This is a genomic window from Pirellulaceae bacterium (assembly GCA_029243025.1).
Lineage (GTDB): Bacteria > Planctomycetota > Planctomycetia > Pirellulales > Pirellulaceae.
The window spans coordinates 63156-88279 of record JAQWSU010000045.1; the positions used below are offsets into that span (position 1 = coordinate 63156).

Genomic DNA, 25124 nt, shown 5'->3' on the forward strand with positions numbered 1-25124 from the left:
TTTGCAAGGCGGTCGACCGTGGCTGGACGGTTACCGGTTCGCTGAAACGGTATGGTGCTTGTCCCATGTGGCTCAGAACTCTGCAACTCGGCATTCGCAATCTCATGCTGCACAAGCTGCGCAGTTTACTTACGATGTTGGGCACAATCCTAGGCGTCGGTTCGGTCATCTCCATGCTGGCGATCGGCGAGGGATCAAAGCAACACGCGGTGGAACAAATCCGCAAATTAGGAGCAGCGAACGTCATTGTGCGGAGTGTCAAACCCGAAGAGACCGATGAGCCGATCGGTAATAGTTCTGGACAACGTGTCAGTCGAGTATTGGACTACGGGTTAAAACATCGCGACTTTGATCAATTGACGACTGCCATCCCGAACATCGTGGAAGCCGTTCCGATCTCGCTTGTTCGCAAGAATGCTCAGTTTAATCGTCACCGCATATCAAATGCCCGTTTGTTGGGAACGACACCCGCCTATTTACGAGTCAAGAATTTGGAGATTAAGCGAGGCCGTTTCCTTTCCGACTCAGACCTGAATACGACAGCAAACGTGGCGGTCTTGGGTGCTGGAGCTGCCAACAAGTTGTTTGGCTACGAGGATCCATTAGGCAAGTCACTCTTGTTGGGGCAAGGCGCATACCAAGTCGTGGGTGTATTGAGAACGCAGGACCCCGGTGGCGCGGCTCCTGCGGCAATTGGCTTACAAGACTTCAACAACGACATCTACATTCCACTGACTGCCGCTCAACGACGGTTTGGCGAATTGCAGATGATTGTTCGTTCCGGTAGCGAAGAGTTTGAACGGAATCAGTTGAGCGAAATCACCCTGACCTTGAGTCACGAGAAACTAGTAAGTGCCACTGCCAGCATGGTGCGTACTTTGTTGGAGAAATCTCACCGGGATAGCAATGATTTCGAAATCCAAGTTCCGCTCGAACTATTACAGCAAGCCGAACGAGAGAAGCAAATTTGGAATCTAGTGCTCGGTTCCATTGCCGGAATCTCGCTGCTGGTCGGCGGCATCGGAATCATGAATATCATGCTGGCCACGGTGACGGAGAGAACTCGTGAAATTGGTATCCGCCGTGCACTGGGAGCCAAACGCCGCGACATTATCTCCCAATTCCTAGTGGAGACCATGGTCCTGTCGACCTTCGGTGGATTGCTGGGCATCGCCCTGGGAATTGCGATTCCCACCGTCGTGTCGATTTCGTCCGAGATCCAAACCATGATCAGCTTTCGTGCGATCGGACTCGCTTTTGGGATCTCGGTTCTGATCGGCATTGTGTTTGGTGTTTACCCAGCACGTCGGGCCGCCATGCTTGACCCGATTGAGGCCTTGCGGCACGAGTAATTTTCGCATCACTCCGATGTGGGCGAGAGCTCCAACTTGGGGACTGGAGGCTCGGGCAGTTCCTGTTCAAAAGCAGGCTGATCGGAAAACGGCTCGACAACTTGCGTCTCAGGAAGGGTTTCCACCGCGTCCTCTTGAACCGGGACGCCGCGGATCATTACCGTCTCTTCTCCCGGCAGAGGATGCCGGTAGATTTGATAGATAAGCTTCGAAGGTTTGACCCATGGCGTAATTCCACCATACGTCGGGCCCGCATTCCGCGGATAAATAGTTCGCGGTTCGGGTTGATAATTTGGATCATTAATCTCGGGCCAAAACCCATTCGAGTCAAGCTGCATGAGTTCGAGATTCAAGACGAATTGAGCTCGATCCACTAAGTATTTAAGTCGATCGTTGGCGACGCTTTGCAGTGATTCTCGCGACGTCTGCAAGGCGAGCAGCAAGTCGGTTCCTCGAACGCCCTCGATTCCCAACGACAGCTGCAATTGCACACTGATCACTTGCTCGGCAGCGAGTGCCGCTCGAGTGACACTGATCGGATACTGAACTCGCAATCGCTCGAGTTGACGCAGATCATTGCGAATTTCGAATTTGATCGTATCCTCCAATTCCATCAGACTCCGTCGACCCTGTTGATAGTTAATTAAGGTTCGCCTGTAGGTATTACGTTGGAGTCGTCGATTCAGTGGCAAGTCAAGCGAGAGCCTCAAATCAGTGCTGCTGGAGTCAAAGTCAAAATCAAAAGGTTCATTTTTTTCATTGCGTAGTGTGTGAGTCGCATTGAAATTGAGGACAGACCTCAGGTCATCGGCGGCGTATTTGATTTGGCGCCAGTCATCGGCCAGGAAACCTCGTCGGTTCATCAAATCTAATCTCTGGATCAACGCTGTCAGCATCGCATCATTCTCGGTAATGTTGACGGCAGGCAAACCACCTTGTGACTCTTGTAACAGTTCCGTCGTCAACAGAAGCAGCCGGTCAGTAATCTCAAATGTTGCCCGTCTACGATCGGCTCTCGTGACATTCGGAGCCCAACCAGCCAACACTCGCAGCGCCTGATCCATGCGATTTACTTTGCCCCGTAAAGCCCGTGTGTCTTCAAGCAAGGCATCGAGTCGTGCTTGTTCTGGGTTCTCAAGAACATCCGCCACCCTTTCTTTGAGCAGGTTAAATGCGGAAATCGCCTGTTTGATTTGCAAACTCCAGTTCGCCAAGTCGGCACTGTGAATTGCGCTGATCGCACGCAAACGTTTGAGCTGGCGTTGGGCCAATTCCAATCTCGCCTGAATGACATCGGAAGTTCGCTGGTACAGCAAGATTGTCGGTTGAGGCACGCCAGGATCTTCAGATCTTGCCAATTCGAGTTCAGCCCGTTCAACTTCGACCAGTGCGATGTCGACATTGATATCGAACAACAATCGGGGCAATTCCGGCGGGACCCTACTGATCTCGTTGCCCTGTTTTCGCAAACCCATCCACTGGATCAGACGTTCCAGCAGAAAATAACTTGGATTCAACAAGTCACCCCGATTAAGAAGCGGCTGAGCTCTCTGAGCTTCAACTCGCCGCCGCCAACGACGGACTCGCTCGGCAGCAACTTCCATTTCATCCAACAAGGTCAAGCGATCAAGTTCCGCCAAATTGACGTTGATCTCAGCCTCTGTCGGTAGTCCGATTACCAGCTTCAAGGTATCGAGTTTCAATTCAAGCCCATTACAAGCATTGATCAGATCCCGACGTCCGCTGAGCATCTCTTGCTCGTACTGGTCAACAGCCACTTGGTTGGGCGCTTTCTGAACTTCGGCGCGAATTTCCGCTTGAGCCTGTTCGACCGTCCGAACTAGGGAAAAATAGTTCTGGGAAGCAATTTCGATTTCTCGATAGGTTCTCAAGATTTCATAGTACTGCCTTGCCAACTCAAGGAAGAATTGCTTACGGTAACGGGTAAAGTCCCGAGCTGCGTACACCAATTGGCGTTCCGACTGAATGAGGGGCTCCAGGAGCACATCCCGTTGCAAGATATCTTGGGTGAAGTCAAACAGGAGTTCGGATGCGATGTCTGAAGTAAACCCATCCGGTCCGTTAAACGTCAGCAACACATCATTCGCAAACCTCGCCAGAATGGTTCCGCCAGTGGCCAACATCCGATCGACCTGAAACACACTTGGAATCAATAAACGGCTGCGGTCATCACCATTCGTACGCGTGTGGCGATAGTTGACGTCAGAACCGTTTCCAGCTCGCGAAAATTTCAAGTAATAGTCGTAGCGATCAAGTGACACTCCCAACGCGGCAACGTACAACGTCTCTTTTTCAGTTTGATAGGCACGGCTATTCAGACGTCCCAGGTCGACGATTTCAGACAGATTTAACTTCGGTCCATGACTGGCTGATTCCGGGGAAGTGTTAAATTCCTGCCGGTACTCCGCGCGGACACTTTTAAACTCATTCATTCGCTGCAAGCAATTCGTCGGCAAGGCGTCCCAATACTCCGCAGGAATGGGTTGCACATCCGTCGTTTCTTGCTGTTGTTCAAGTTCAACTTCGTCGACCACCGTCAATGGCAGGGGCTCGGGCGGCTGCACCAGTTCCAGGGCGGATGCCAAACGCACCTCCCCAACAACCGGCTCAGGCCATGCCTCTGTCCTTGGCAATCGTCTCAGCGACGCGAGCGATTTCGTCGCTTGAATACTGCGACCAAGTAAGCGTGGGATATCACCTGGGCCAAGCGCGTCAGGCGAAATCGAGTCGTCCGCAGAAATCGGCCGACTTTGGTAGAGCACCGGCCCTGGCGGCGGCAACACCGGACGATCGGGATTCGTGGGATCAGCCAGTCGTGAACCGGGGCTCGGATAGACACTGTATGCGGCCGGAAGTTGCCAAGGAGTCCCCCCAGACTTTTCATCCAGCAACGTGGTCGCGTCGGCATCCGCGCGCAAGCGATACTGGCGGCGCGTGCAACCGCTCTCAGTCATTACCACTAGCAGTGAAATCACTATCAGCCAGCGAAGCTGCATTCTGACGATCTCTTGTGTGGAGCTTGAGTCTTGCGGACAGTGGTTAGTGTCGGCAGTTTCGACAAGCTTATGAGAAGAAATCCCACGGTTCGCAAAACACGTTCTCAATTAAAGAGATCACGCTGCCCCGACAGAACAGCGAAACCCCATGAACGACTGCTGCAAGGCAAGTCCGGGGGCTTTGGAGGACATGCAAGAGATACAGGCAAGTGGGGAAAAAAGGCCAGAAAGTGAAAGAGCGAATATCAGACTGATAGCGTTTCCAGCAGTTCGACGTATTCGACAGGGATCGCCTTGTGCCTCGCGTAAGTCTCTTGGAACGGTGTCAATTGACATTGGTTAGCGATGACACCTGCCATGACTCCATTGGCTCCATCCTGAATGGATCGGACCGCAAAGTCTCCCAAACGACTCGCCAAGATTCGATCTTCGGGTGTTGGTGAGCCACCACGCTGGAGATGCCCCAAGATTACACAGCGAGTTCCAAAGGGACAGTCGGCGTCAACAAGTCGCTGTTGCAGTTGCAAGGCACCACCGGTTTCGTCACCTTCTGCGACAATCATCAGCACGGATGTCTTACCACGACCTTTCAAGATCTTGATGTTCTTCACCAGTTGTTCGACATCCGTTGGAGTTTCCGGAATACAGACGCATTCGGCGGCACCTGCGAGTGCCGAATGGATGGCAATGTAACCGCTATGTCGCCCCATCACTTCGATCAAGAACATACGAACGTGGCTATCCGCCGTATCGCGGATTTTATCTACTGCATCCACGGCCGTTTGGACGGCGGTGGAAAAACCGATCGTATAGTCGGTACCAATCAAATCGTTGTCAATCGTGCCTGGACAGCCCACGATCTGCCCATCCCAATACTGGGCAAGTGCAACAGCACCTTGCAAGGTGCCATCACCACCAATCGGGATCAGTGCATCAATGTTGTTTTTGCGAAGAATTGCCGCTGCCTTCTGCTGCCCTGCTGGAGTGCGGAATTCATCGCTCCGACTGGAGTGAAGCATAGCACCACCCAACTTGCCAAGATCAGACACCGAACGCAGCGTCATGGTAGAGGATTCCGTATTGCTCCAGAAGTTTTCCTCCAATAAGCCTTCGTAACCCCGTCGAATACCGATCACCTCATGCTTTCGGGACAGTGCCGAGCGGACGACGGCTCGGATACAGGCATTCATGCCTGGCGCGTCGCCTCCGCTACAGAAAACTCCGATTCGCATCGCCATGTCCCCAACTGGAGCGGCTGTGGGTCGTTTCATTCCAAAACTCTGGAAGGACACACGCGTTAGAAGGGTGCCCTCAGACAGCCTAGCACGGCCGCGGCAGTCACGGCAATGGGACAGCGGGCGTTCAGCGGACTTCACCCGTTTGACGAAGTCTAAACCGCATGATAGCTTCCAACCTTTGCGAGGATGCGGATTTTTCGATCTGCCGCAATGTAGAGCCGTTTGAAAAACTGGTGCAAGTGATGATTAACTGTCGAGGGGTTCGTGGCGCGACAACCGCTGACGAAAATTCGCCGGATGCGATTTTGACAGCGACTCGCCAGTTATTGGCACTCATGATCCGCCAAAACGAGATCAAAGCCGAAGACGTTGCCAGCATTATCTTCACGACAACAGCGGGTCTGAATGCTGAATTCCCCGCTTTAGCCGCCAGGCAACTCGGCTGGCTTGATGTGCCGTTGTTGTGCACAACGGAAATCGATGTCCCCGGATCTCTTCGCGACTGCATTCGGATCCTGGTCCACTGGAACACGACAAAGTCACAAACTGAGATTTCGCACGTCTATGTCAAAGGGGCCGCACAGCTTCGCCCCGACCTTTCTGATTTGCCGCCTGTCGACATGGACGATTTGCAGGATTGGATCGAACAACATCTGGTGAGTCCTGATCGGGATTCCTAATCAATCGCCAAGCGATGGGTACGCTTTGCGGTCAACACTCGTTGCGAAATGTTTCTCACAACGGTGATTCTGCTCGGATCGCCTGGAATCGATTAAATCGTTGACCTAACCGATCCTCCCGACGATGATATACCGGAGAGTGGACTGATGAATTGCTCGCTAATACCAAAGGCTTCGAGGAGTATTGCGATGGTGTTTCCTATTTTGCGGCTGCTGGTCCTACTGGCGGCTTTTGTCATAGTAGATCTCCAACAAGTTCGAGCCGATGAACGTCCCAATATCATCATCATGATGGCAGATGACATGGGATTCTCCGACATTGGTTGCTACGGGGGAGAAATCGAGACGCCGCACCTGAATCAACTGGCGACAAACGGTCTTCGATTCACCCAGTTTTACAACACGGGTCGTTGTTGCCCGACACGCGCATCGCTGCTGTCAGGCTTATATCCACATCAGGCTGGCATCGGCCACATGATGGAAGACCGCGGACTGATTGGCTATCAGGGTGACCTGAACCGAAACTGTCGAACCATCGCCCAAGTGATGCAACCGGCTGGCTACGCGACTTACATGTCGGGCAAATGGCATGTAACAAAAAAGATTGGCCCACAGCTTGATCCGGGAGATCAGAAGAACTGGCCGCGTCAGCGCGGTTTCGACCGTTTTTTTGGCACCATTCATGGTGCAGGAAGTTTCTTCGACCCGAATTCGCTTACGCGCAATAACCGTCTGATTGTCCCGGCCAACGATGACTTTTATTACACCGACGCGATCAGTGATCACGCAGTCCAGTTCATCGCAGAGCATGACAGTCGATCACCTTTTTTCATGTATGTGGCTTATACCTCTCCCCACTGGCCGATGCACGCAAAACCGGCAGACATCGCCAAATACAAGGGGCGCTATTCCCAAGGCTGGGATAAAATGAGAAGGGCCAGACATCAGCGAATGATCGAGATGGGATTGGTCAATCCAGACTGGAAAATGACTCCACGCGACGCCCGAGCAAAAGCTTGGAAAGATGCAGAGATGAAAGCTTGGTCGCAAAGCCGCATGGAAGTTTACGCGGCGATGATCGACAGCATGGATCAAGGAATTGGCCGTATCATTCAACAGCTAAAGGCTTCCGATTATTTAGACAATACTCTAATTCTCTTTTTGGCTGACAACGGAGGTTGTGCCGAGGAATATGGGAGTAACCGGGCAGCCAAGCCCGAAGATCTTACCCCCCGCAAAGCTGACAGTGGCCCGATGCGTGCTGGTGAATTGCAAACGGCCATGATTCCCCGCAAGACCCGGGACGGATTCGTTGTACGCACGGGACGAGGAGTTAAACCGGGCAACGCGGACACCTACATCGCCTATGGCAAAGAGTGGGCGAATGCCTCCAATACTCCCTTTCGCCTCTACAAACACTGGGTCCATGAAGGTGGCATCAGCTCGCCTTTGATCGTTCATTGGCCCAAAACGATTGCCTCAGAAAACCGGAACTCCTTTGTCCATGATCCGGCACACTTGATCGATCTAATGGCAACCTGCGTGGACGTCGGACAAGCCAGCTATCCCACTCAAGTTGATGGTGAAACGATCACTCCGATGCAAGGCATCAGCCTACACCCAACAATGAAAGGCGAGCGACTCGAACGAAAGCAGCCGATTTTCTGGGAACATGAAGGAAATCGCGCTATCCGAGAGGGCCAGTGGAAACTGGTTGCCAAAGGATCGCGAGGAAAGTGGGAACTCTACGACCTGCAAGCAGACCGAACGGAACTCCATGACTTGAGTGAACAGCACCCCGAGCGAGCAAAGGCGATGGCAGAGCGATGGGAATCCTGGGCTGTTGACGCGAAGGCAAAACCCTGGCCTTGGAATCCCAAGAAAACTAAATCTTAAAGTCGGGAATGATTTCTTGTCCTCGAATCATTCCAACACCTTCGTCGCTCTCCCTGACAAACTACCTTCGGAGCTACTAAATTGATGTTCCGCTTTTTTCTCTTTGTGTCTCTCCTGCTTACTGTCCAAGCAAGCATCTGCTTCACCGCAGAACCCTGCGTCGCTGACAGGCGACCACCGAATATTCTATTCGCCATTTCCGACGATCAATCCTATCCCTACGCGTCAGCCTACGGCACTTCAGGTGTGACCACGCCCGCCTTTGATCGAATTGCCAGGGAAGGAGTTCTATTCACCAATGCGTTTGTTCCCTCACCGGGCTGCAGTCCGACCCGCGCCGCAATTTTGACAGGTCGTTATCCGTGGCAGAATCAGCATGCAGGCACCCATGCAAGCTCATTCTCCAATCAGCTGACCGTCTATCCGGCCCTGTTCGAACAGGCCGGATATCATGTCGGCTATACCGGCAAAGGTTGGGGGCCCGGCAATTATCGTGACGGCGGATTCACCCGCAATCCAGCCGGCCGAGAATACACCAAACGCCTCCAACAAGCACCGCCCGGCATCCGAGCCACCGATTATGCCGGAGCGTTCGAAGCCTTTCTACAAGATCGTCAGTCGGGTCAACCGTTTTGCTTTTGGTATGGCAGTTCTGAGCCTCATCGCACCTTTGGAGCAGGAATTGGCCTCGCTCACGGCAAGCAATTGGACAACGCAGAGGTGCCTTCGTTCTTACCTGACGTTCCAGAAGTCCGCCAAGATATTCTCGACTACTGCTTTGAAATTGAATGGTCTGACCAACACTTAGCTCGCATGATTGATTTACTCGAACAAGCCGGTGAATTGGAAAATACTCTGATTGTCGCGACCAGCGACAATGGAATGGCTTTTCCTCGCGCTAAGGCAAACGCCTTCGAATACGGAGTGCATGTCCCCTTGGCCATTCGCTGGGGAAATCGAGTGCCGAGCGGACGGGTGGTTGATGATCTTGTCAATCTGGTCGATATCATGCCCACTTTTCTGGCGGCCGCCGAATTGCAGCACCCGGGCGATCGTCCGATGTCTGGCAAGAGCTTGCTTCCAATCCTCGAATCCCAAGCGGAGGGAACGGTGGATCCTGAACGCTCGGTGACTTACGCCGGTCGAGAACGACATTCTTCTTCCCGTTGGCAGAATCTTTCCTATCCTCAGCGATGCATTCGCAGCGATAAGTTCCTCTACATTAGAAACTTTCGTCCGGAGCGCTGGCCCGCGGGAGCACCTCAAAAAATGGGGGTTGGGAATTACCCGCAGGACCGATCCAAAGTGGGGCCCATGCATGCGGCCTACCATGACATCGACGCTTCACCGACACTCGATTTCTTAATCGCCTCCGCCAACCATGCAGAGCTTGGCAAGTATCTCGGCTGGGCCGTTGATTTGCGGCCGGCCGACGAACTCTATCAGATCAAGCAGGATCCCGGCTGCCTGCATAACTTGGCGGATGACGAGCGATACCAGTCGATCAAACTGAAAATGTCGAAAAACCTTGAGCAGTTCCTCCGCCAAACCGATGATCCACGGATCGTGGATGGAGGCGATGTATTCGAGACCTATCGGCGTTACAGTCGCATTCGCGATTTTCCGCGACCTGCTTGGGTAAAGGAAGCATCCAAGTGAGAATACGACGCTCACTTTAGCGTCCCTGCAACCACCTTCGCCCAACCTGCTGGGCGGTAGATCGATTAGGAAAAGCTTTGATCTGAAACTGCTTGCCCTTCGCCTGCTGTCGTTTGTAGAGCTGAAGTTGTTGCGGGGATGACGTGATCATGAGTTGACGCTTTTTCCCAAAGATCAACAACGCGTAATGCGTTTGATTTGCAATCGGATCGACATAGGGCAGCGTGCGCAAGTGCTTGAACACCTCGTTTTCCAACTTCAGGTAATCCGAACCGAAAAATTCAGTAAACAGGCTCCCTGGCTGTGCTGTTTCGAGCGGACCGATCTTGCTGACTCGTCGCAGGTAGGCGTAAAAGTTGGCCCGCTCATGCTTTGCCAAGTAGTTGACCAACGCCCAAGAAGTGGCGTAGCCCAACGAATCCAGACTTGTGGCTTCTACCGTCTTTCGAATCAGCTGTCCCGAGGTAGGTTTTCCTCGGTTCGCCTTGAAGTGCTCGCTGAGCTCATGCAGACGTAAGTCATTGACTAAACCAACCCCTTTCCATCGCACTCGCTTCCTCAGATCGGTCGGTGCAAAGTATTCGGCCAAGCCTTCGCTAAACCAGAGCGGCCAGCGGGACAATCGCTGTTGCACGCCAATGTTGTGAAGAATCTGATGGACACCTTCGTGCGCAATCGTTGAGATAGATTGCTTGAATGCCAATTCGGGTGCAATTTCCGTCAGTCGTGATTGCTCGTACATCACAACGTGGTTGGACAATCCATTATAATAAGCGACTAACCCTGGAGGCATCGAACGGTACTTCTCGAACTCATCTTGTGTACGAAACATGACGACGACAAGCGGAAAACGCGGATCCTCGACAGGAATACGTTGGCGTCGAAAATAGTTAAAAAGCCCAGGATACATCGTTTCCATGATGCGACTCGTTGCAGTTGCAAACGCGTCACTGGTGTTGTAGACATAAATGTACCGCTTGGTCGTTCGTGTGCGAAAACCCTGGAAGCGCCCCGTCGTTAATTCGTGAGCGATTTCGGCTTTGGTTGCCGCCACAAAGGGGCGTTCGGTAGGCGTCACTTCATCGGACTTGGCAGAGATTAATTGGCCGTTGGGCAGCAGCACGACAAACCGATTACCAACCTCAACATGCACGATGCCAACCACTAGCGCGTCTTTGTGGTTGACAATCACACGACGCCCATCGCCGGGGCGAGCGGGTGCGGACGGCAACAACAGCCCTAATTCCTCTGGCGTTGCCTGAGGAAATTGCCGTTCTTCAGCCGGGACGCTGGAAATCGCAACCCCACCGAACAACAGCAAAAAGCTGCCAAACCGAAAGACCGTCAGAATGGATCGTCGGAAAATCATCAGTGATTATTGAAAATGGCCCGAAAAGAAACCCTAGCCAAGAAATGCTCCATTCCCCGATTCTGAACCGTTAAGAGGTTCAGGTCAACGCATCTGTCGGAAGAGTGTGGCAAACTCCCACTTTTCCTCGATTTCTCTCAAACTTATAATTCTTGCCAATCTACAAAAAAACAGAAACATTTCAGGGCGCCGGGTTCCAGTCCTCAAGATCGGGACAGGATCGGTTCCAACCCTCAAATTCCGGGACGACTGCTATGGGCTTCAGAAAATCAAATCATCGTGGATCGAGCCCCGTTCGCTGTCCAACCTGCGGCAGGATGATCGATCCGTTGATCACGGCCGTGATGCCGTTTTGCAGTGAACGCTGCCAGCAAATCGACTTGGGCCGTTGGTTTGATGAAGAGATTGGCCTGCCGGTTGAACCCGAGATCGAGTTCAATGAAGAACGAAGTTCCGAAGACTAACTCCCATTGTTGATGTGAAAGTATCGTGCCATGGCCAATAACGACGGATCAGTACGGTCAATTTCATGGCCAGCTGTTTGCCCCTGGACAATGCTGTTCGGCTTGTTTCGATTGTCTGTTTCCATGCAGGTGTTGCTGCTGGCACTTCTCGGGAGCTTTGCCTCGACGGCAGGTTGGAGAATCGCCGATCGGATCTTATTGAACGAAGTATCTGCTCAACAGCCGCAGGTACGCGTCTTTGTTGACCAAGTCACAACTTGGCCGGGAAGCACGCCTCAAACAAACACGATCACTCTTGACACTGCGCCCTCCGCCCTCACAGAACCTGCGTCAACCATTGACCCACGATTTGGTCGTCGACATCGTGGAACAACTGATCGGGGCTTCATTGATGGTCGCGCCCCGATGCTACAACTGCCCGACCTGTCCATCGTCGCAGCCGTTTTTCAACGTACGCCAGCCTACGTGCTTACAGAACCTTTCCGTCGCCTATTCGTGCAAGAGATTGGTTGGGATCAATGCCTCTTTTATTCAGTCGGGGGCTTTTGGACGCTATTGGTTTGGTGTTTATTCGGTGGAGCGATAACACGAATTACCGCTCTGAGATTAGGACGTCAAGAGCGAGTCGGACTTCGTGACGCATTGGCTTTTGCTCGACAAAAATGGTGCTCCTATTTCGCCGCACCCGTTTTACCGCTGTTGGCGATAATATTTCTCGGTTTACCACTCATGGCAATCGGCATCGTCATGCGACTCGACATCGGTGTGGCAATTGCTGGCTTGCTTTGGATAATTGTTGGCTTGACCGGACTGGGCATGGCAATCTTTGCGATCGGTTTACTTTTTGGCTGGCCTTTAATGTGGTCCACGGTCAGCACGGAAGGAACGGATGCATTCGATGCCATTAGTCGTTCCTATGCGTACACCTATCAGCGTCCGCTGCAGTATCTGTTGTATGTCGCCTTGGCGACGACGCTGGGCGTTGCCGGCTGGTTTTTAGTCGCCTTTTTCTGCGATACGATGATCGGATTGACGAGTTGGGCAATTGCCTGGGGTGCCGGCGCCTCGACGTTGGAATCGGTGAGAACGGTGCTCGCGGACAGCGATTCGCAATCCGGTCGATTTTTCTTACCGTTCGGCGCTAATCTGATCGGTTTGTTCACCAATTGCATTCGCAGTTTTGTGACTGCCTACAGTTATGGATTTTTCTGGGTAGCCGCCGCTGGCATCTATCTGTTGTTACGGCACGACACCGATCAAACTCCCATCGACGACGTTTACATGACGGAGGACGATGAATTATCGCTTGGCTTGCCCAACCTGGCGGTTGATGAGGCAGGAGTCCCCGGCGTGGCACCGGCAGACGAAGTCACTGCAGACGAAGCAAAGGCTGCTCGTCCTGAGCCTTAAAACCCAAGCTGCCTGGGCAAAAAAATTGAAGAGGAACGTCAGCTGCCCGCCCGAAACCAATCCTGCATTGTCGAGTGAAATTGCCCTTTAGTCAGCACTTCGTCACAACCAGATTCCCGAGCGTTCTTGATCTTCTCTGTGTGGACATGGGGTGCAATTGCAATCACTCTTACGGTAGAAACCGCCTCTCGGATGGATCTCACAATTGTCCCGACCTCGTTCGCAGACGAATTTAAATCCAGAATCACCTGCTGCACCTCCATCGACTGGCAGTCGGCGATCAGTTGCTCCGCATTCGAAACCACTTTGCAGACTGCGTTGGCTTGCTGAGCAACCTGGGTCACTTGCGAGCTGAGCATCAGATCACTCGATAGCAGGAGTGTGTTCATTGGATTGGGACGGTCGCTAAACCGCTTCTTTGCCTCGTACTGTTTCGCCAATGCGAATTACTTCCTCAACGGGTAATTGAAAAATCTTACCATCGCCGATATTTCCTTCCGCACCTGCTCGTCCGGTCTGCTCAATCACCTCCATCGTGCGATCTACGAAATCATCGTTGACGACGATTTCCAGCACGATTTTCCGAATGAGTGTCATACTATACTCCATCCCTCGGTAAGTCTCAGTGTGCCCTCTCTGTCGCCCATATCCATGAGCATCACAGACAGTGAGACGCTCGACACCAATGCCCTTGAGAGCTTCTCGTACGGCCTCCAATTTGGTCGGACGAATGATCGCATATAGAAGTTTCAACGGTAACGCTCCCAAGATGGCAAGGCGAGTAATTCGGGAGCGGAATCCCGAACGCGTAGCAACCCAAGTTTAATCGAGCAGCGATGACTCGAAAAGACGAACCGGCAGCGGAAATGACACCACTGCCGGTCGAGCCTCTGGGGGCGAACGTCGATTGTCAGATGAGGGGGGTACCGAATTACGGTGAATAGAGCGTCAACGAGGCATCCTTCGCTTTGAGCGCACGATCGGCGGCTGCCTGCAGGTGTGCTTTCGTGTAGCTATCTAACCCCTCTAGCTTCGCCGCCTCGTTCATCTTGGAGATCAGCTCACCAAGCTGAGCGTAGGCAATGGCTTGGCAATCTTGCGGTGCGTTTGTCTCTCCCATCGCAAGTGACGACAGCGATGCCAGATAGTTTCGTTGCAAATTGCGTCGCAAACTACTGATGGCCGGTTTGCGATTGGAGTACTCACCGGGCTTCAAATCCTTGAGCTCGGAAAAAATCACGTTGGTAAGTTCCTGAATCAATTCGGCCGCAGTGAATGCATCCTTGTCGTTCGCAATTTTCAGTTCCGCATCATGCAACCGTTCTAGCGTCAAGGACGAAAGTAGTTGCGACAGAATTCGGGCCTGCCACATCGAGATCACATCATGAACCGGGTAGTCGGCGCGTGACTTGTTGGGGGTACCCCAGTGGGACCAATTCAGCGGAGCCAGCAGGTTGTACTGTCCCGGATCGATTTGGTAAGGCTCATCACTCAACACGTACTCAGACAACAGCTTGAGAGCTTCTCGCTGTTGATTAGCTTCGATTACTTGGAAGGGAGGTGGAGCATCCTTGTCGCCCTTATGACTGCGGCTGACATCAAGACCACCAATGTATCGCGAGGCAAAAAACATCGATTGACCGTGGGTCGCGAGCAGCACATTGAAAGAGCGTCGGGCGTCGTTGTAATCATCCCCATCCTTCGTGATCCTATCGACGATACCGGGCATCAGACTTGCCACGAGCTTGGCCTGTTTCTGAGCGTAAACAAGCGGATCATCTCCCAGATCAAACCGATTTGAGAAGGGGTCGGGATCAATTCCTCGCGTGTCTTCGTCGGTGGCATACGCATGGCCCGGTTCGCCACTCCGCGCAGCAATCTTCTTGAGTTCAGCAACTTCGCCTTTGGTACCGCCCGACAATTGTTTGTAGCCGTATTCAATCGCCCAATAATCGTAAGGGCCGATCGTTGTGGAGTAAAAATCTCCCTGCTTGATTCCGTCCTGAACGATGTTAACGGGTATGTAATCCATCACTGACGCAGTGAGTCCCGTTTCTTTGGTCTTTTCAGGATCATTCAAATCCTGCAGCGACAAGAACGTACTGGACTTGAAGTTATGTCGTAATCCGAGTGTGTGACCGACTTCATGCATGGTGACTTCCTTCAACCCTTGCATGATCAGTTTTTCCTGCATCTTGGCCGATTGTTTCGGATCTGCCTGAGCCAACAAGGCCGTCCGTCCAAAGGCAAACTGCATCGCCATGCCTTGGCTTAACATGCACTCGCGTTGAGTTTGCGACATGCCCATCAGAGGCTTCTTCAGACTTTCCTGATAGGTTTCTAAATCGAGCGGACCGCCCGTCAGCGAAGCAACCGTCGCAGGCGTAAGTGTTTCAAATTTCGACCTCCAGGACTCCAGGAAATCCGAGTCGAAAATAATGTCCGCGTCGAGAATTTCACCCGTGTAGGGGTTCACGCGAGATGGTCCCATCGCGAATCCAGCGCTAGCCGTGATCCATCGGAAAGTGTTGTAGTTGATATCTTCCGGGTCCCACGTGGCGTTGTCGGGTTGCTGGCGAACTTCAATCGCATTGATAAAGCCCGCTTTCTCAAATGCCTTGTTCCACTCGCTAATACCATCGTAAATCGGCTTGCGATATTTAAAAGGAACAGTCTTTTCGATCCAAAAAATAATCGGTTCCTTGGGAACCGACTTCGCCGCGGACGAATCCGCCTTCTTCAAATTCCAGCGATTGATATAGCGGAGGAAGCGGTCATCCGTTTGCCGCGAGTAATCCTTCACCACCGTCACGAAATAACCCACACGGTCATCAGCCACGCGCGGCTGGTAACTCGTTTGCGGTACCTTACTAATAGAATAATGAACGTTGATCGTCACACCGCGCGTGTCCGCAACCGACTCAATCGTCGAACGACCACTCGATGCATAGGTCGCCGCCACTTGCAGCTCAATGTTGTCTTTAAAGCCCTTGACCGAAGCCCAAGATGACTTGGTTGGCGAAAATGAAAATCCAGGAAGCACTTGGGAAATCTGTGGAAGGTCACTCATGAAAATGGGAGTGAAATCAACCAAGTCGCCACCTCGTGGACCTTTGCTTAAAATCGGCAGGCTGAACAACACACTATCGGTGTACGCGTTCTTGACCGCCGTCGCCTCGGGGGTATTCTTCGCTGCTCGAAATCGCACATTCTTGCGGATTACATGAACCCGATCGTCCACCTTGCGAAACGACCAAACCCAGTTGTCATCACCAATGTTCCAAGACATGCCCCCATACAACGGCTCTCGCCCAATCCCTTTGGCAATCGAGATCAGCACGATGTACCGGTTGACGTAGTCGGCACTACTCAATTCGCAATACAGCCGGTTGCCTTTGCGATAAGTGCGCAGCAAACCATCGACGGGCTTGGCATCCTTCAGAATTATCGCATGCTTCGGTGGACTGGCTTTCGCAGCAGTCGCAGACGATCCGGTCGGACTGCTAGGTTTTCCAGCAGTGGAGGTGGCTGAGACCGTTTCAGGTTTGGCAGTCGCAGAAGAGTCCGTTTCTTGCGATCGGGCCGGCATCGCACACATCAAAACGGCGAGCGTCGCCGTGAAACACCGAAAGTACATACTCACCTCGCTCTGTTAAAAGCAGATTCAAATCAAAGGAGTGACGGGAACGTGCAGCCAAGGGTGTTTTGACGCGCGTGCGGGATTTCTGCTGCGGAGGTCAAATATACCCTATATCCTATGTGTTGCAGAACGATCGCATCTTGCACACATTCTCAAAAAACTTCAGGATTTTGGCCTTAGCAGGCGACTTCATCGAGAATTATAGGCAGCTTGTAGTGGTGACAATGAAAGAAAGCCGTTTCCCCAGCCTCGACCTCCCTTTCCCGGCCCAGATCGGGCGTGTTTGTCCGCCACGCAACGCTTCTCATCGTCACCAATCCGTCAATTTCTTCCGTAAAAGACGCTTTTTCAACGACTCCGTCGCTCCCTATTCGTCGACTGGCGGCCAATTTCGCACCGCCTGCTCCCGATGGAACGTCTGCTGAGCGACACTTCGGCACAGCCTGTGATCTCCTGCAGAGCCAACTGACCAACGCGCCCGAGCTACCGCGATAAAATCTGACTGCCGTCTGAGCACCGAGCTGAGTCGATTACTGCTGGCTGGACGCCACCTGGAAGACGAGTCTGCCGTCGGCTTGGTAGAATCCAGCTCGGAATCCCTCACACAGTGCCGAAACTCAATTTCCCATGCAATCCATCTCCGCATCAACTCAACGTGCGTTGTCTCATTTTGTCCCCCAAGATGGAATTACATCGATCGCCGCGTTGGGAAACGCTGGCGGCTTCAGCGGAGCGCAACTCTGGCGCTTGACAATCGGTGGAGAAGAGTGGTGCCTCAGACGCTGGCCGCAGGAACATCCTTCGGAGAAACAACTCGACTGGATTCACCGGGTGCTGTTTCACGCGGCGGAAAACGGAATCAGCTTCTTACCACTTCCCTACCGAATCGAAAATAAAAAATCCCACTGCAAAGTCGATGATTTTTTTTGGGAACTTTCTCCCTGGATGGTAGGTAAAGCCGACTTTTGGGATGACCCCTCTGAAGATCGACTGACCGCAGCCCTCAAGGCCTTGGCAACGTTCCATCAAGCTACGACCCGATTCACTCCGCAACAAGTGAAGCCAGCTCCCGGAATCATTGCCCGTGAAAAACAATTGCAACAGTGGAAGCGGCTTCTCCTGAACCCAAATCTTGCAAGCCAAGTCAGTCCTGATAGCCGCTTCGCCTCGCAGGCGTCTGAGATCATCTCGTTGATGCCATCAGTCGTGCCGAGATGCGAAAAATGGCTGTACGAAATCCCCAAATCGTCGAATCTACAACCCTGCTTACGCGATATTTGGCATGATCATGTGCTGTTTCATGATTCGCAAGTATCGGCCTTCGTTGATTTCGGTGCCCTGCGAATTGACTCGGTCGCCGTTGATCTCGCCAGATTGCTTGGAAGCTTGGTCGGTGACGCCCCCGATCGCTGGCAACTCGGGTTGCAAGCTTACCAAGAGGTGCACCCCATCGCCGAGGAAGATCAAGCCAAGCTAGCGGCAATTGACTTGGCGAATTCGGTACTTTCAGCAGCCAATTGGATCCGTTGGATCTACGTCGAGCATCGCCAATTTGAAAATGGGCAGGCTGTTCAAGCAAGATTGGACCAGATTCTGCGGAGGCTGCGATTCCAGTCGAAATCCCCCTTCGCGATCTAGGTGGCAAGCATTCTCGAAATCCAAGAAGTTCCCCCAATCAAATTGCGTCCGGTTTTAGCTGGCATTTTTGATGATTTGCGAGCATGAAGGAGCGCAAATCCGGCAAATTGATCCAGCGAATCGAAATCGGCGTTCCCCCAGAACACAACCTTCGTATCATACATACTGGCTACAGGCGGCTGGACCGAGCAGCCGCCTATCGAATTCGAAAAGTTACGACGGAGGCGGTCGGCGATCGTTGACCGCAGAATACGGCTATCGCTAAAATTCACAGCGAAAGCAGCCGTCCGACCCCGGTTAAAAATACTCCTATCGAGAATGACCCTAGGAATTGCCAAGATGCTATTTCGTTTGCTCGTCTGCGTGGCGGTCTTCCCAAGTGTTGCTGTCGCCCAAACGGCTCCATTGATTCCGGAGTTGAGTGGACTGCTTCCACCGTCTTCTGGCAAACAAGAGATCCACATTACATCGAGTTACAAGCTCACGGCCGACGGTCAGTTGGGGGAGCTTTCGGTAACGGCCGATTTAGAGCCTGGCTGGCATGTCTATTCTGTCACGCAAAAATCCGGCGGGCCGATGCGTACGCGAATCGTGCTCGATTCAAAAGGAATCGAACTGCTGGGACCTTTTCAGCCGGACCGGCAGCCTACGAGCAAGAAAACCGATTTCTTCAAAGTGCCTGTCGAGGAGCATGACGAACAGGTTGTCTGGACCGCACCCTTTCGCGTATTGGGGGCTAGCGCCGAAGGCCTGGTCATTCAAGGCGATGTGAAAGGTCAGGTCTGCAACGAACAGGGTGGATGCATCCCACTATCGACCATGGACACAAAGTTCACCGCGCAGCGGAGCGGTGAACTGGCCAAACCACCGGCGGTGACAACGGCCCCACGACGCACACCGCCTGTAAGCCCCACAAATCAAAATCCACCGGTGAACGATGCATTAGCATTCGCAAACTTCACCGTTCCATCGGGAAAAGGATTTCGAAAAGGAGCCGTTCATGCCTCGATTCAAGGATCCACTTCTGCGTCCGCCAAGCCAGGGGACACGATCGAAGTCAAGCTCACCATCAATCCGGATCCTGGTTGGCACGTCTACGCTTACGCACCGAAGGAAGATCGCAAAAGCATCTCAAAAGCGACACTGATTGCGATTATGCAGCCTACCGGATGGCAGGCGGCTAAACCCAAAACAACGGGCAAGATCATTGTTCATGAAACGGGTTTGAGCATCGAGCCGGTTCAACGTTATTACGAGTCGAGCGTGAGCTGGACGGTGCCGGTTACAGTGCCGCAAACGGCGAAATCCGGCAAGCATGAATTACGTGGCATGGTTGGCTATCAGACGTGTACCGAATCCCGGTGTGATCGACCAACAGCTGTTGCGTTTTCTGCGATCGTCCAAGTGGGAGATCAAACATCGAGCGCGACAGTCCCGTTGGGATTCCTAAAGGGAAACTACGGATCGGTTGCCAAATTCTTAGACACCCGCGAATTACCTGAGCTCATGTCGACTCCTTCGCCTCCTGCCACTTCGGGCACAGGGAGTGGTTTCGATCTATCGAAAATCGTGGTTGCTAAAGGCGAGGAAAGCTCAATCGGCTACGTTTTGGTCCTAGCTCTCGTGGGCGGATTCATCTTGAATTTCATGCCCTGTGTCTTGCCCGTAATCGGCTTGAAAGTCATGGCTTTTGTTCAACAGGCAGGAGAAAATCGCGGCCGCGTCTTCATGCTGAATGTCTGGTATTCGCTCGGTATGATTTCCATTTTCATGCTGCTCGCGACCTTGGCTTCCGCAGCTTCGCTGGGACTTAGTGACCGCGGTTTGGGATGGGGTGAACAGTTCAATTACGACGGATTTACGATTCCGCTACTCTCCGTTGTCTTTGTCATGGGATTAAGCTTCCTAGGGGTATGGGAAATCCCCATTCCAGGTTTCGTTGGCGGGAATGCTGCCAATCAGCTGGCCACCAAGGAAGGCGTTGCTGGCGCCTTCTTCAAGGGAGTCATCACAACCATCTTGGCCACACCCTGTAGTGGGCCGGGCATCGCCACGGCGTTGACTTGGTCTGCGACCAAACCCCCTGCTCTGGTTTATCTCGTCTTTGCGGCGATGGGGATTGGCATGGCCTTCCCCTACTTGTTGATTGGAGCATTTCCTAATTTGGTTCGATTTATCCCGAAGCCGGGTGCATGGATGGACACATTCAAGCAGCTGATGGGCTTCGTTCTCCTGGGCACCGTGGTTTATATGTTCACGCTGGTGACGCCGGCCAAAGTGGTGCCGACGATCGCCTTGATTTTCGCACTTTGGGCAGCTTGTTGGTGGATTGGTCGGACTCCGGTTGGATCAGGTTTTCTGATCCGATTGCGAGCCTGGTTTTTCGCTGGCGGTTTTGCAGCCATCATTGGCTGGTTTGCATTCGGTTATGAGAGCAATAATGAACACGAACTGCCGTGGCAACCCTACTCGCTGGCGACACTCGACGAAAACCTCAGAGCAAATCGCACCGTCATGATCGATTTCACCGCGGATTGGTGACCGACCTGCAAAGTCTTAGAACGGTCTGTTCTAAACACGCAAGCAGTTCGAAAAGTGGTAGACGACAATGAAATCGTGACTCTCATCGCGGACTGGTCGAATGAAGAGGAAGACGTCACCGCTTTGCTGGATGCGCTCGGAGATAAGCAGTTGCCGGTGATTGCAGTCTTTCCAGCTGGAGAGCCCTACCACCCCCGCAAACTAACCGGCATTTACACCAAGAATGAATTGATTCGTGAACTCAAGGATGCTGGCCCCTCAGCATCGTCCGAACAAGTCGCGGCGAGGCCTCAGCAATAGTTATAAGCTCCGACTTCGTGCAGCGCGCCTCCAAGGGAACGTCGGTTGGCCAATTAGCCGACGGCATCAACAACCTTTCCGCTGCCAGCACCGACTTTTCCAATCTCGTGGCATTCAAAGTCGGCGGATTCCACAATCTGTTGAATCCGTTTGGCGTAGAAAGGACTGACCACCAAGACGAGCCCAATTCCCATGTTAAACACTCGCTGCATCTCAGCCGGCTCAATTTCACCCAAGCTCTGCAGCCAACGAAAAACAGCCGGGACGGGCCAACTCTTCATATCGATCTGTATGTCCACGTGCTTCGGCGTGATTCGCTCAAGATTTTCCTGGAGGCCGCCTCCCGTGATATGGGAAATGCCATGCACCACATTCTTCACCTTGTAGTGATTCAGAATCTCCTTCACTGCCGGGGCATAAATCCGAGTTGGTTCGAGTAGGGCATCCTGAACCGTCTGACCAAGTTCGCTCACATGATCCGTCGCTTGGAGAGCTGCCACCTCGAAGACAATTTTACGAACGAGGCTAAATCCGTTGGAATGCAGTCCGTTGGACGAGAGCCCCAACACAATGTCACCCGAGTCGATTGTCTCCCCCGTGATCAGATGCTTGCGTTCTACGACGGCAACGCAAAACCCGGCTAAGTCATATTCGCCCGGAGCATACAAATCGGGCATAATCGCCGTTTCACCACCGAGCAAGGCACAGTCGGATGTCATACACCCTTCGCTAATCCCCTCTACGATTTGCTCAAGCAAGTCGGGACTGTCGTGAGACATTGCGACGTAATCGAGAAAGAACAGCGGTTCGGCCCCACAACAAATCGCGTCGTTGACGCTCATCGCGACTAAATCGATTCCAACGGTGTTGTGTACCTGGGCCAGCGTGGCAACTTTGAGTTTGGTGCCAACCCCGTCAGCACAGGAAACGAGCACAGGATCTTCATAAGTTCTACGAAATAAGGGGCTCTGGAAATCCAGCTGAAACAGGCCCGCAAACCCGCCGTCCAGCTTCATGACTCGCGGTGAGAAGGTGCGATGCATCAATCGCGGCAGCTTTGCCATCGATTGCTGGTAGACGTCCAGGTCTACGCCGGCACTTTTGTAGGTCGCCTTGGACATTCGCTCCACATTTCTTCAAATCTTCAAACTTCAAAGATGCAAACCGGAATTTTACGGAGCATTATCATAAACTGTCAACGCTGGGGGCAGGAGGCGTCGTCTGTGAAATAGTCGCCAGCGGCCGTGGACTATCGGATGCACCGGTTATCGGGGGCATAGCGGCAAATGCAAGGATTTCGCCCTCTCCGACGTCGCCGATCCCTGACTCCCCCCCTCTCCTTATCGGCGGAAGACGCGACCCACCCCTGCTGTATGGCTCGAGACCGTCCTTCTTCACCCCGTTGTGGGCTTCGCAAAGCATCCGATCCGCCTATCATGCCGGTCGGGCTATTTAGCGGTTGTTCTCACCATGAAAAAGATTTGGTGAGTTAGCCCGTTCCCGAGGTTCTAACCAAAGTAGCACCTACAACGAAAAGTAAGGGGTAATGAGCAGAGGCTGATTGCTTCCCACCGTTGACGATTATTAGCGAAGGAGGAATCAAGCAAGATCGTCGGACGTTGATTTATCTCCACGCGCCACAGATCTTTGAAGCGGAAAATCTTCACCCGATGAAATTCTTTACCCAGGGCGTGCAACGTGGTTTGTGTTCGTGGTTTTTCGAGCAAAAACATTCGAGGAATGATCGTCCGGTTAACTACTAGTGGTATCCTTCCTCTGTTGTTTAGTACGACTTCGAACCACCTGTGAATATTGATGGATCTTGCAAGATGCTGATGGCTCACCCTCACCCGGAACTACAATTCACGCACCTTCTACCGTACGGAGCGCTCATACACGATCGTGGCGTTCAGTTCGTCGTATTCAGTCGCTCGGCGACTGCGATGCGATTGTTGTTTTATGACAACGTCTCCGATACGGAACCAAGCGAAATCATCAAATTCGATCCTGACACCGATCGCTGGGGAGACATTTGGAGCGTTTTTGTTCCAGAGGTCGGCGCGGGGCAGCTTTATCATTTTCAGGCAGAGGGGCCATTTGATCCGGCCAATGGCCACCGATTTAACGGCCACGCTCGACTAATCGACCCCTACGCCAAGGCGCTCGCGGGTGAATTCCAGCCGTCGGCTGACGGTATCATTCGTCCCCCAAAGTGCGTGGTCATGGACGATTACTTCGACTGGGAAGGCGACCGCCATCTTCGTCGTGATCTGTCGGAAAGTGTCATCTACGAGATGCATGTCCGTGGATTCACGATGGACGAAACGAGTAAAGTCGAACACCCTGGTTCGTACTTAGGTGTCATCGAAAAAATCCCTTATCTGAAATCACTCGGTGTCACTGCCGTCGAGTTAATGCCGGTCCATGAGTTCCCGATTCAAGGCACTGATGGCCAAAAGTTAGACCGGCCGAACTATTGGGGATACGATCCACTCGCCTTTTTCGCCCCGCACCGCGGTTATGCGGCCGGATCCACGCCAGGCAGCCAAGTGATCGAATTTAAACAGATGGTGAAGGCGTTACACCAAGCTGGAATCGAAGTGATCTTGGACGTGGTTTTTAACCACACTTGTGAAGGAAACGAACTAGGGCCGACTCTCAGCTTTAAAGGACTTGAAAATAACGTCTATTACATGCTCGAAAGCGGTTCTTATTACAAGAACTTCTCGGGATGCGGAAACACCATCAATGGAAATCACCCAATCGTTCGTGAAATGATTTTCCATTGCTTACGGCATTGGGTTCACAACTATCACATTGACGGGTTTCGTTTTGACCTCGCTTCGATTCTTAGTCGAGATCGCCAGGGGCATTTGGTGCCCAACCCGCCACTCGTCGAAGCGATTGCTGAGGATCCGCTGCTGGCCGACACCAAGATCATTGCGGAAGCATGGGATGCGGCAGGCGCTTATCAAGTGGGCTCATTCGGAAATCTTCGATGGGCTGAGTGGAACGGACGATACCGAGATGACATGCGCAGATTCTGGCGTGGCGACTCGGGAATGCTGGGCCACTTGGCGACTCGCCTGGCCGGGTCGAGCGATCTCTACGAACCGGGAGGTCGAAGACCGTACCACAGTATCAATTTCGTCACATCGCACGACGGTTTTCCGCTCAACGACTTGGTGACTTACAACGACAAACACAACGAAGTCAACAGCGAAGGCAATCGTGATGGTGACAACAACAACTTGAGTTACAATTACGGTATCGAGGGACCAACTCGTCATCAGGGCATCGAACGCATCCGTGAGAGACAGCTAAAAAACATGTTAGCGACGCTCTTGCTGAGCCAGGGTGTGCCGATGATTCTGTCGGGTGATGAATGTCGACGAACGCAACACGGCAATAACAACGCATATTGCCAAGACAATGAAATCAGCTGGTTCAATTGGAATCACATCCAGCAGAACCAAGAGCTGGTACGGTTCGTTCGATCGGTGATCGCTTTCCGAAGACGTCAGCCGACCGTTCGTCGCAAGTACTTTCTCAGCGGACAACCCACTCGCTCCGGGCTGTCAGATGTGAATTGGTACAGCTCGCTTGGAACCGCGATTGACTGGACCAAGGATGACCGATGCCTAATCTGCTTGCTGGCCTCTCCAGGATTAGCGGAAGACCCCGAGCAGCAGGGACGTGATGTTCTGATCATGATCAACAATGCTCATGATCCACAACAATTCATCCTACCGCCGATTGCAAAGGGAGCCCGCTGGCGCACCGTGCTCGACACGGCTGCGCCTTCGCCGCGAGATGTCTTCCCGGATTCTAATGGTCCGTCATTGCCAAGAACCGGATGCCTTACACTCGAGGAACACTCGTTACGGTGCTACGTCGCCGTCAACGAGGAGTCTTAACGA

Annotated in this window: 17 protein-coding genes; 10 read left to right on the forward strand and 7 right to left on the reverse strand. The window is 52.7% G+C overall.

The window, feature by feature from the left end:
* Nucleotides 1-65 precede the first annotated feature (65 nt).
* Complete coding sequence (locus P8N76_19340; GenBank protein ID MDG2383836.1) at nucleotides 66-1352, forward strand: ABC transporter permease; 1287 nt, start codon at nucleotides 66-68, stop codon at nucleotides 1350-1352.
* A gap of 8 nt (nucleotides 1353-1360) precedes the next feature.
* On the opposite strand, the gene P8N76_19345 is transcribed toward P8N76_19340, so the two are convergent.
* Both P8N76_19345 and P8N76_19350 read right to left on the reverse strand, forming a co-directional pair.
* Entirely contained in the window at nucleotides 1361-4369 is a 3009-nt protein-coding gene (locus tag P8N76_19345; GenBank protein ID MDG2383837.1) for a hypothetical protein, read from the reverse strand.
* A 245-nt stretch (nucleotides 4370-4614) separates the two neighbouring features.
* The gene (locus P8N76_19350) at nucleotides 4615-5640 is read right to left on the reverse strand and encodes an ATP-dependent 6-phosphofructokinase (protein MDG2383838.1); all 1026 of its coding nucleotides are present in this window, start codon (nucleotides 5638-5640) and stop codon (nucleotides 4615-4617) included.
* Nucleotides 5641-5849: 209 nt separating this feature from the next.
* On the opposite strand from P8N76_19350, the gene aroH reads away from it, so the two are divergent.
* The 3 genes from aroH to P8N76_19365 all read left to right on the forward strand — a co-directional run bounded on the left by aroH (nucleotide 5850) and on the right by P8N76_19365 (nucleotide 9842).
* Nucleotides 5850-6287, forward strand: a complete 438-nt coding sequence (gene aroH / locus P8N76_19355; protein ID MDG2383839.1) for a chorismate mutase — start codon at nucleotides 5850-5852, stop codon at nucleotides 6285-6287.
* Nucleotides 6288-6476: 189 nt separating this feature from the next.
* Nucleotides 6477-8183, forward strand: coding sequence for an arylsulfatase (locus P8N76_19360; GenBank protein ID MDG2383840.1), 1707 nt, complete (start codon nucleotides 6477-6479; stop codon nucleotides 8181-8183).
* 84 nt (nucleotides 8184-8267) lie between these two features.
* Nucleotides 8268-9842: a sulfatase gene (locus tag P8N76_19365; GenBank protein MDG2383841.1), complete on the forward strand. Its 1575-nt coding sequence runs from the start codon at nucleotides 8268-8270 to the stop codon at nucleotides 9840-9842.
* A 16-nt stretch (nucleotides 9843-9858) separates the two neighbouring features.
* Here P8N76_19365 and P8N76_19370 read toward each other — a convergent pair whose 3' ends face one another.
* Complete coding sequence (locus P8N76_19370; GenBank protein MDG2383842.1) at nucleotides 9859-11211, reverse strand: DUF1570 domain-containing protein; 1353 nt, start codon at nucleotides 11209-11211, stop codon at nucleotides 9859-9861.
* Between the two features lie 254 nt (nucleotides 11212-11465).
* Between P8N76_19370 and yacG the strand changes: the two genes are divergently transcribed.
* Both yacG and P8N76_19380 read left to right on the forward strand, forming a co-directional pair.
* Complete coding sequence (gene yacG, locus P8N76_19375) at nucleotides 11466-11675, forward strand: DNA gyrase inhibitor YacG (protein ID MDG2383843.1); 210 nt, start codon at nucleotides 11466-11468, stop codon at nucleotides 11673-11675.
* Nucleotides 11676-11705: 30 nt separating this feature from the next.
* The gene (locus P8N76_19380) at nucleotides 11706-13085 is read left to right on the forward strand and encodes a hypothetical protein (GenBank protein MDG2383844.1); all 1380 of its coding nucleotides are present in this window, start codon (nucleotides 11706-11708) and stop codon (nucleotides 13083-13085) included.
* A gap of 38 nt (nucleotides 13086-13123) precedes the next feature.
* Here the strand turns inward: P8N76_19380 and P8N76_19385 are convergent, their stop codons facing one another.
* The 3 genes from P8N76_19385 to P8N76_19395 all read right to left on the reverse strand — a co-directional run bounded on the left by P8N76_19385 (nucleotide 13124) and on the right by P8N76_19395 (nucleotide 16722).
* Nucleotides 13124-13525, reverse strand: a complete 402-nt coding sequence (locus P8N76_19385; protein ID MDG2383845.1) for a hypothetical protein — start codon at nucleotides 13523-13525, stop codon at nucleotides 13124-13126.
* Nucleotides 13491-13838: a P-II family nitrogen regulator gene (locus P8N76_19390; GenBank protein ID MDG2383846.1), complete on the reverse strand. Its 348-nt coding sequence runs from the start codon at nucleotides 13836-13838 to the stop codon at nucleotides 13491-13493. The genes P8N76_19385 and P8N76_19390 overlap by 35 nt, the downstream gene beginning before the upstream one ends.
* A gap of 178 nt (nucleotides 13839-14016) precedes the next feature.
* A complete protein-coding gene (locus tag P8N76_19395; GenBank protein ID MDG2383847.1) occupies nucleotides 14017-16722 on the reverse strand; it encodes a zinc-dependent metalloprotease in 2706 nt (901 codons plus the stop codon).
* Nucleotides 16723-17352: 630 nt separating this feature from the next.
* On the opposite strand from P8N76_19395, the gene P8N76_19400 reads away from it, so the two are divergent.
* The 3 genes from P8N76_19400 (at nucleotide 17353) to P8N76_19410 (ending at nucleotide 21204) form a co-directional block, all read left to right on the forward strand.
* Nucleotides 17353-18363: an aminoglycoside phosphotransferase family protein gene (locus P8N76_19400; protein ID MDG2383848.1), complete on the forward strand. Its 1011-nt coding sequence runs from the start codon at nucleotides 17353-17355 to the stop codon at nucleotides 18361-18363.
* A 339-nt stretch (nucleotides 18364-18702) separates the two neighbouring features.
* Nucleotides 18703-20904 (forward strand): protein-disulfide reductase DsbD family protein, encoded by a 2202-nt coding sequence (locus P8N76_19405; protein ID MDG2383849.1) that lies wholly within the window; start codon nucleotides 18703-18705, stop codon nucleotides 20902-20904.
* Nucleotides 20905-20958: 54 nt separating this feature from the next.
* A complete protein-coding gene (locus tag P8N76_19410) occupies nucleotides 20959-21204 on the forward strand; it encodes a hypothetical protein (GenBank protein MDG2383850.1) in 246 nt (81 codons plus the stop codon).
* Between the two features lie 53 nt (nucleotides 21205-21257).
* Here P8N76_19410 and purM read toward each other — a convergent pair whose 3' ends face one another.
* Nucleotides 21258-22325 (reverse strand): phosphoribosylformylglycinamidine cyclo-ligase, encoded by a 1068-nt coding sequence (gene purM, locus P8N76_19415; protein ID MDG2383851.1) that lies wholly within the window; start codon nucleotides 22323-22325, stop codon nucleotides 21258-21260.
* Between the two features lie 708 nt (nucleotides 22326-23033).
* Here purM and glgX point away from each other — a divergent pair.
* Nucleotides 23034-25121, forward strand: a complete 2088-nt coding sequence (gene glgX, locus P8N76_19420) for a glycogen debranching protein GlgX (GenBank protein MDG2383852.1) — start codon at nucleotides 23034-23036, stop codon at nucleotides 25119-25121.
* Nucleotides 25122-25124 lie beyond the last annotated feature (3 nt).

Excerpts from the sequence above, each read along its gene's own strand:
- aroH (MDG2383839.1), top strand. The coding sequence starts at position 5,850 with ATGATTAACTGTCGAGGGGTTCGTGGCGCGACAACCGCTGACGAAAAT.
- P8N76_19365 (MDG2383841.1), top strand. The coding sequence starts at position 8,268 with ATGTTCCGCTTTTTTCTCTTTGTGTCTCTCCTGCTTACTGTCCAAGCA.
- P8N76_19360 (MDG2383840.1), top strand. The coding sequence starts at position 6,477 with ATGGTGTTTCCTATTTTGCGGCTGCTGGTCCTACTGGCGGCTTTTGTC.
- P8N76_19370 (MDG2383842.1), bottom strand. The coding sequence starts at position 11,211 with ATGATTTTCCGACGATCCATTCTGACGGTCTTTCGGTTTGGCAGCTTT.
- P8N76_19400 (MDG2383848.1), top strand. The coding sequence starts at position 17,353 with ATGCAATCCATCTCCGCATCAACTCAACGTGCGTTGTCTCATTTTGTC.
- P8N76_19405 (MDG2383849.1), top strand. The coding sequence starts at position 18,703 with ATGCTATTTCGTTTGCTCGTCTGCGTGGCGGTCTTCCCAAGTGTTGCT.
- P8N76_19380 (MDG2383844.1), top strand. The coding sequence starts at position 11,706 with ATGGCCAATAACGACGGATCAGTACGGTCAATTTCATGGCCAGCTGTT.
- glgX (MDG2383852.1), top strand. The coding sequence starts at position 23,034 with ATGCTGATGGCTCACCCTCACCCGGAACTACAATTCACGCACCTTCTA.
- P8N76_19395 (MDG2383847.1), bottom strand. The coding sequence starts at position 16,722 with ATGTACTTTCGGTGTTTCACGGCGACGCTCGCCGTTTTGATGTGTGCG.
- yacG (MDG2383843.1), top strand. The coding sequence starts at position 11,466 with ATGGGCTTCAGAAAATCAAATCATCGTGGATCGAGCCCCGTTCGCTGT.
- P8N76_19340 (MDG2383836.1), top strand. The coding sequence starts at position 66 with ATGTGGCTCAGAACTCTGCAACTCGGCATTCGCAATCTCATGCTGCAC.
- P8N76_19350 (MDG2383838.1), bottom strand. The coding sequence starts at position 5,640 with ATGAAACGACCCACAGCCGCTCCAGTTGGGGACATGGCGATGCGAATC.
- purM (MDG2383851.1), bottom strand. The coding sequence starts at position 22,325 with ATGTCCAAGGCGACCTACAAAAGTGCCGGCGTAGACCTGGACGTCTAC.
- P8N76_19345 (MDG2383837.1), bottom strand. The coding sequence starts at position 4,369 with ATGCAGCTTCGCTGGCTGATAGTGATTTCACTGCTAGTGGTAATGACT.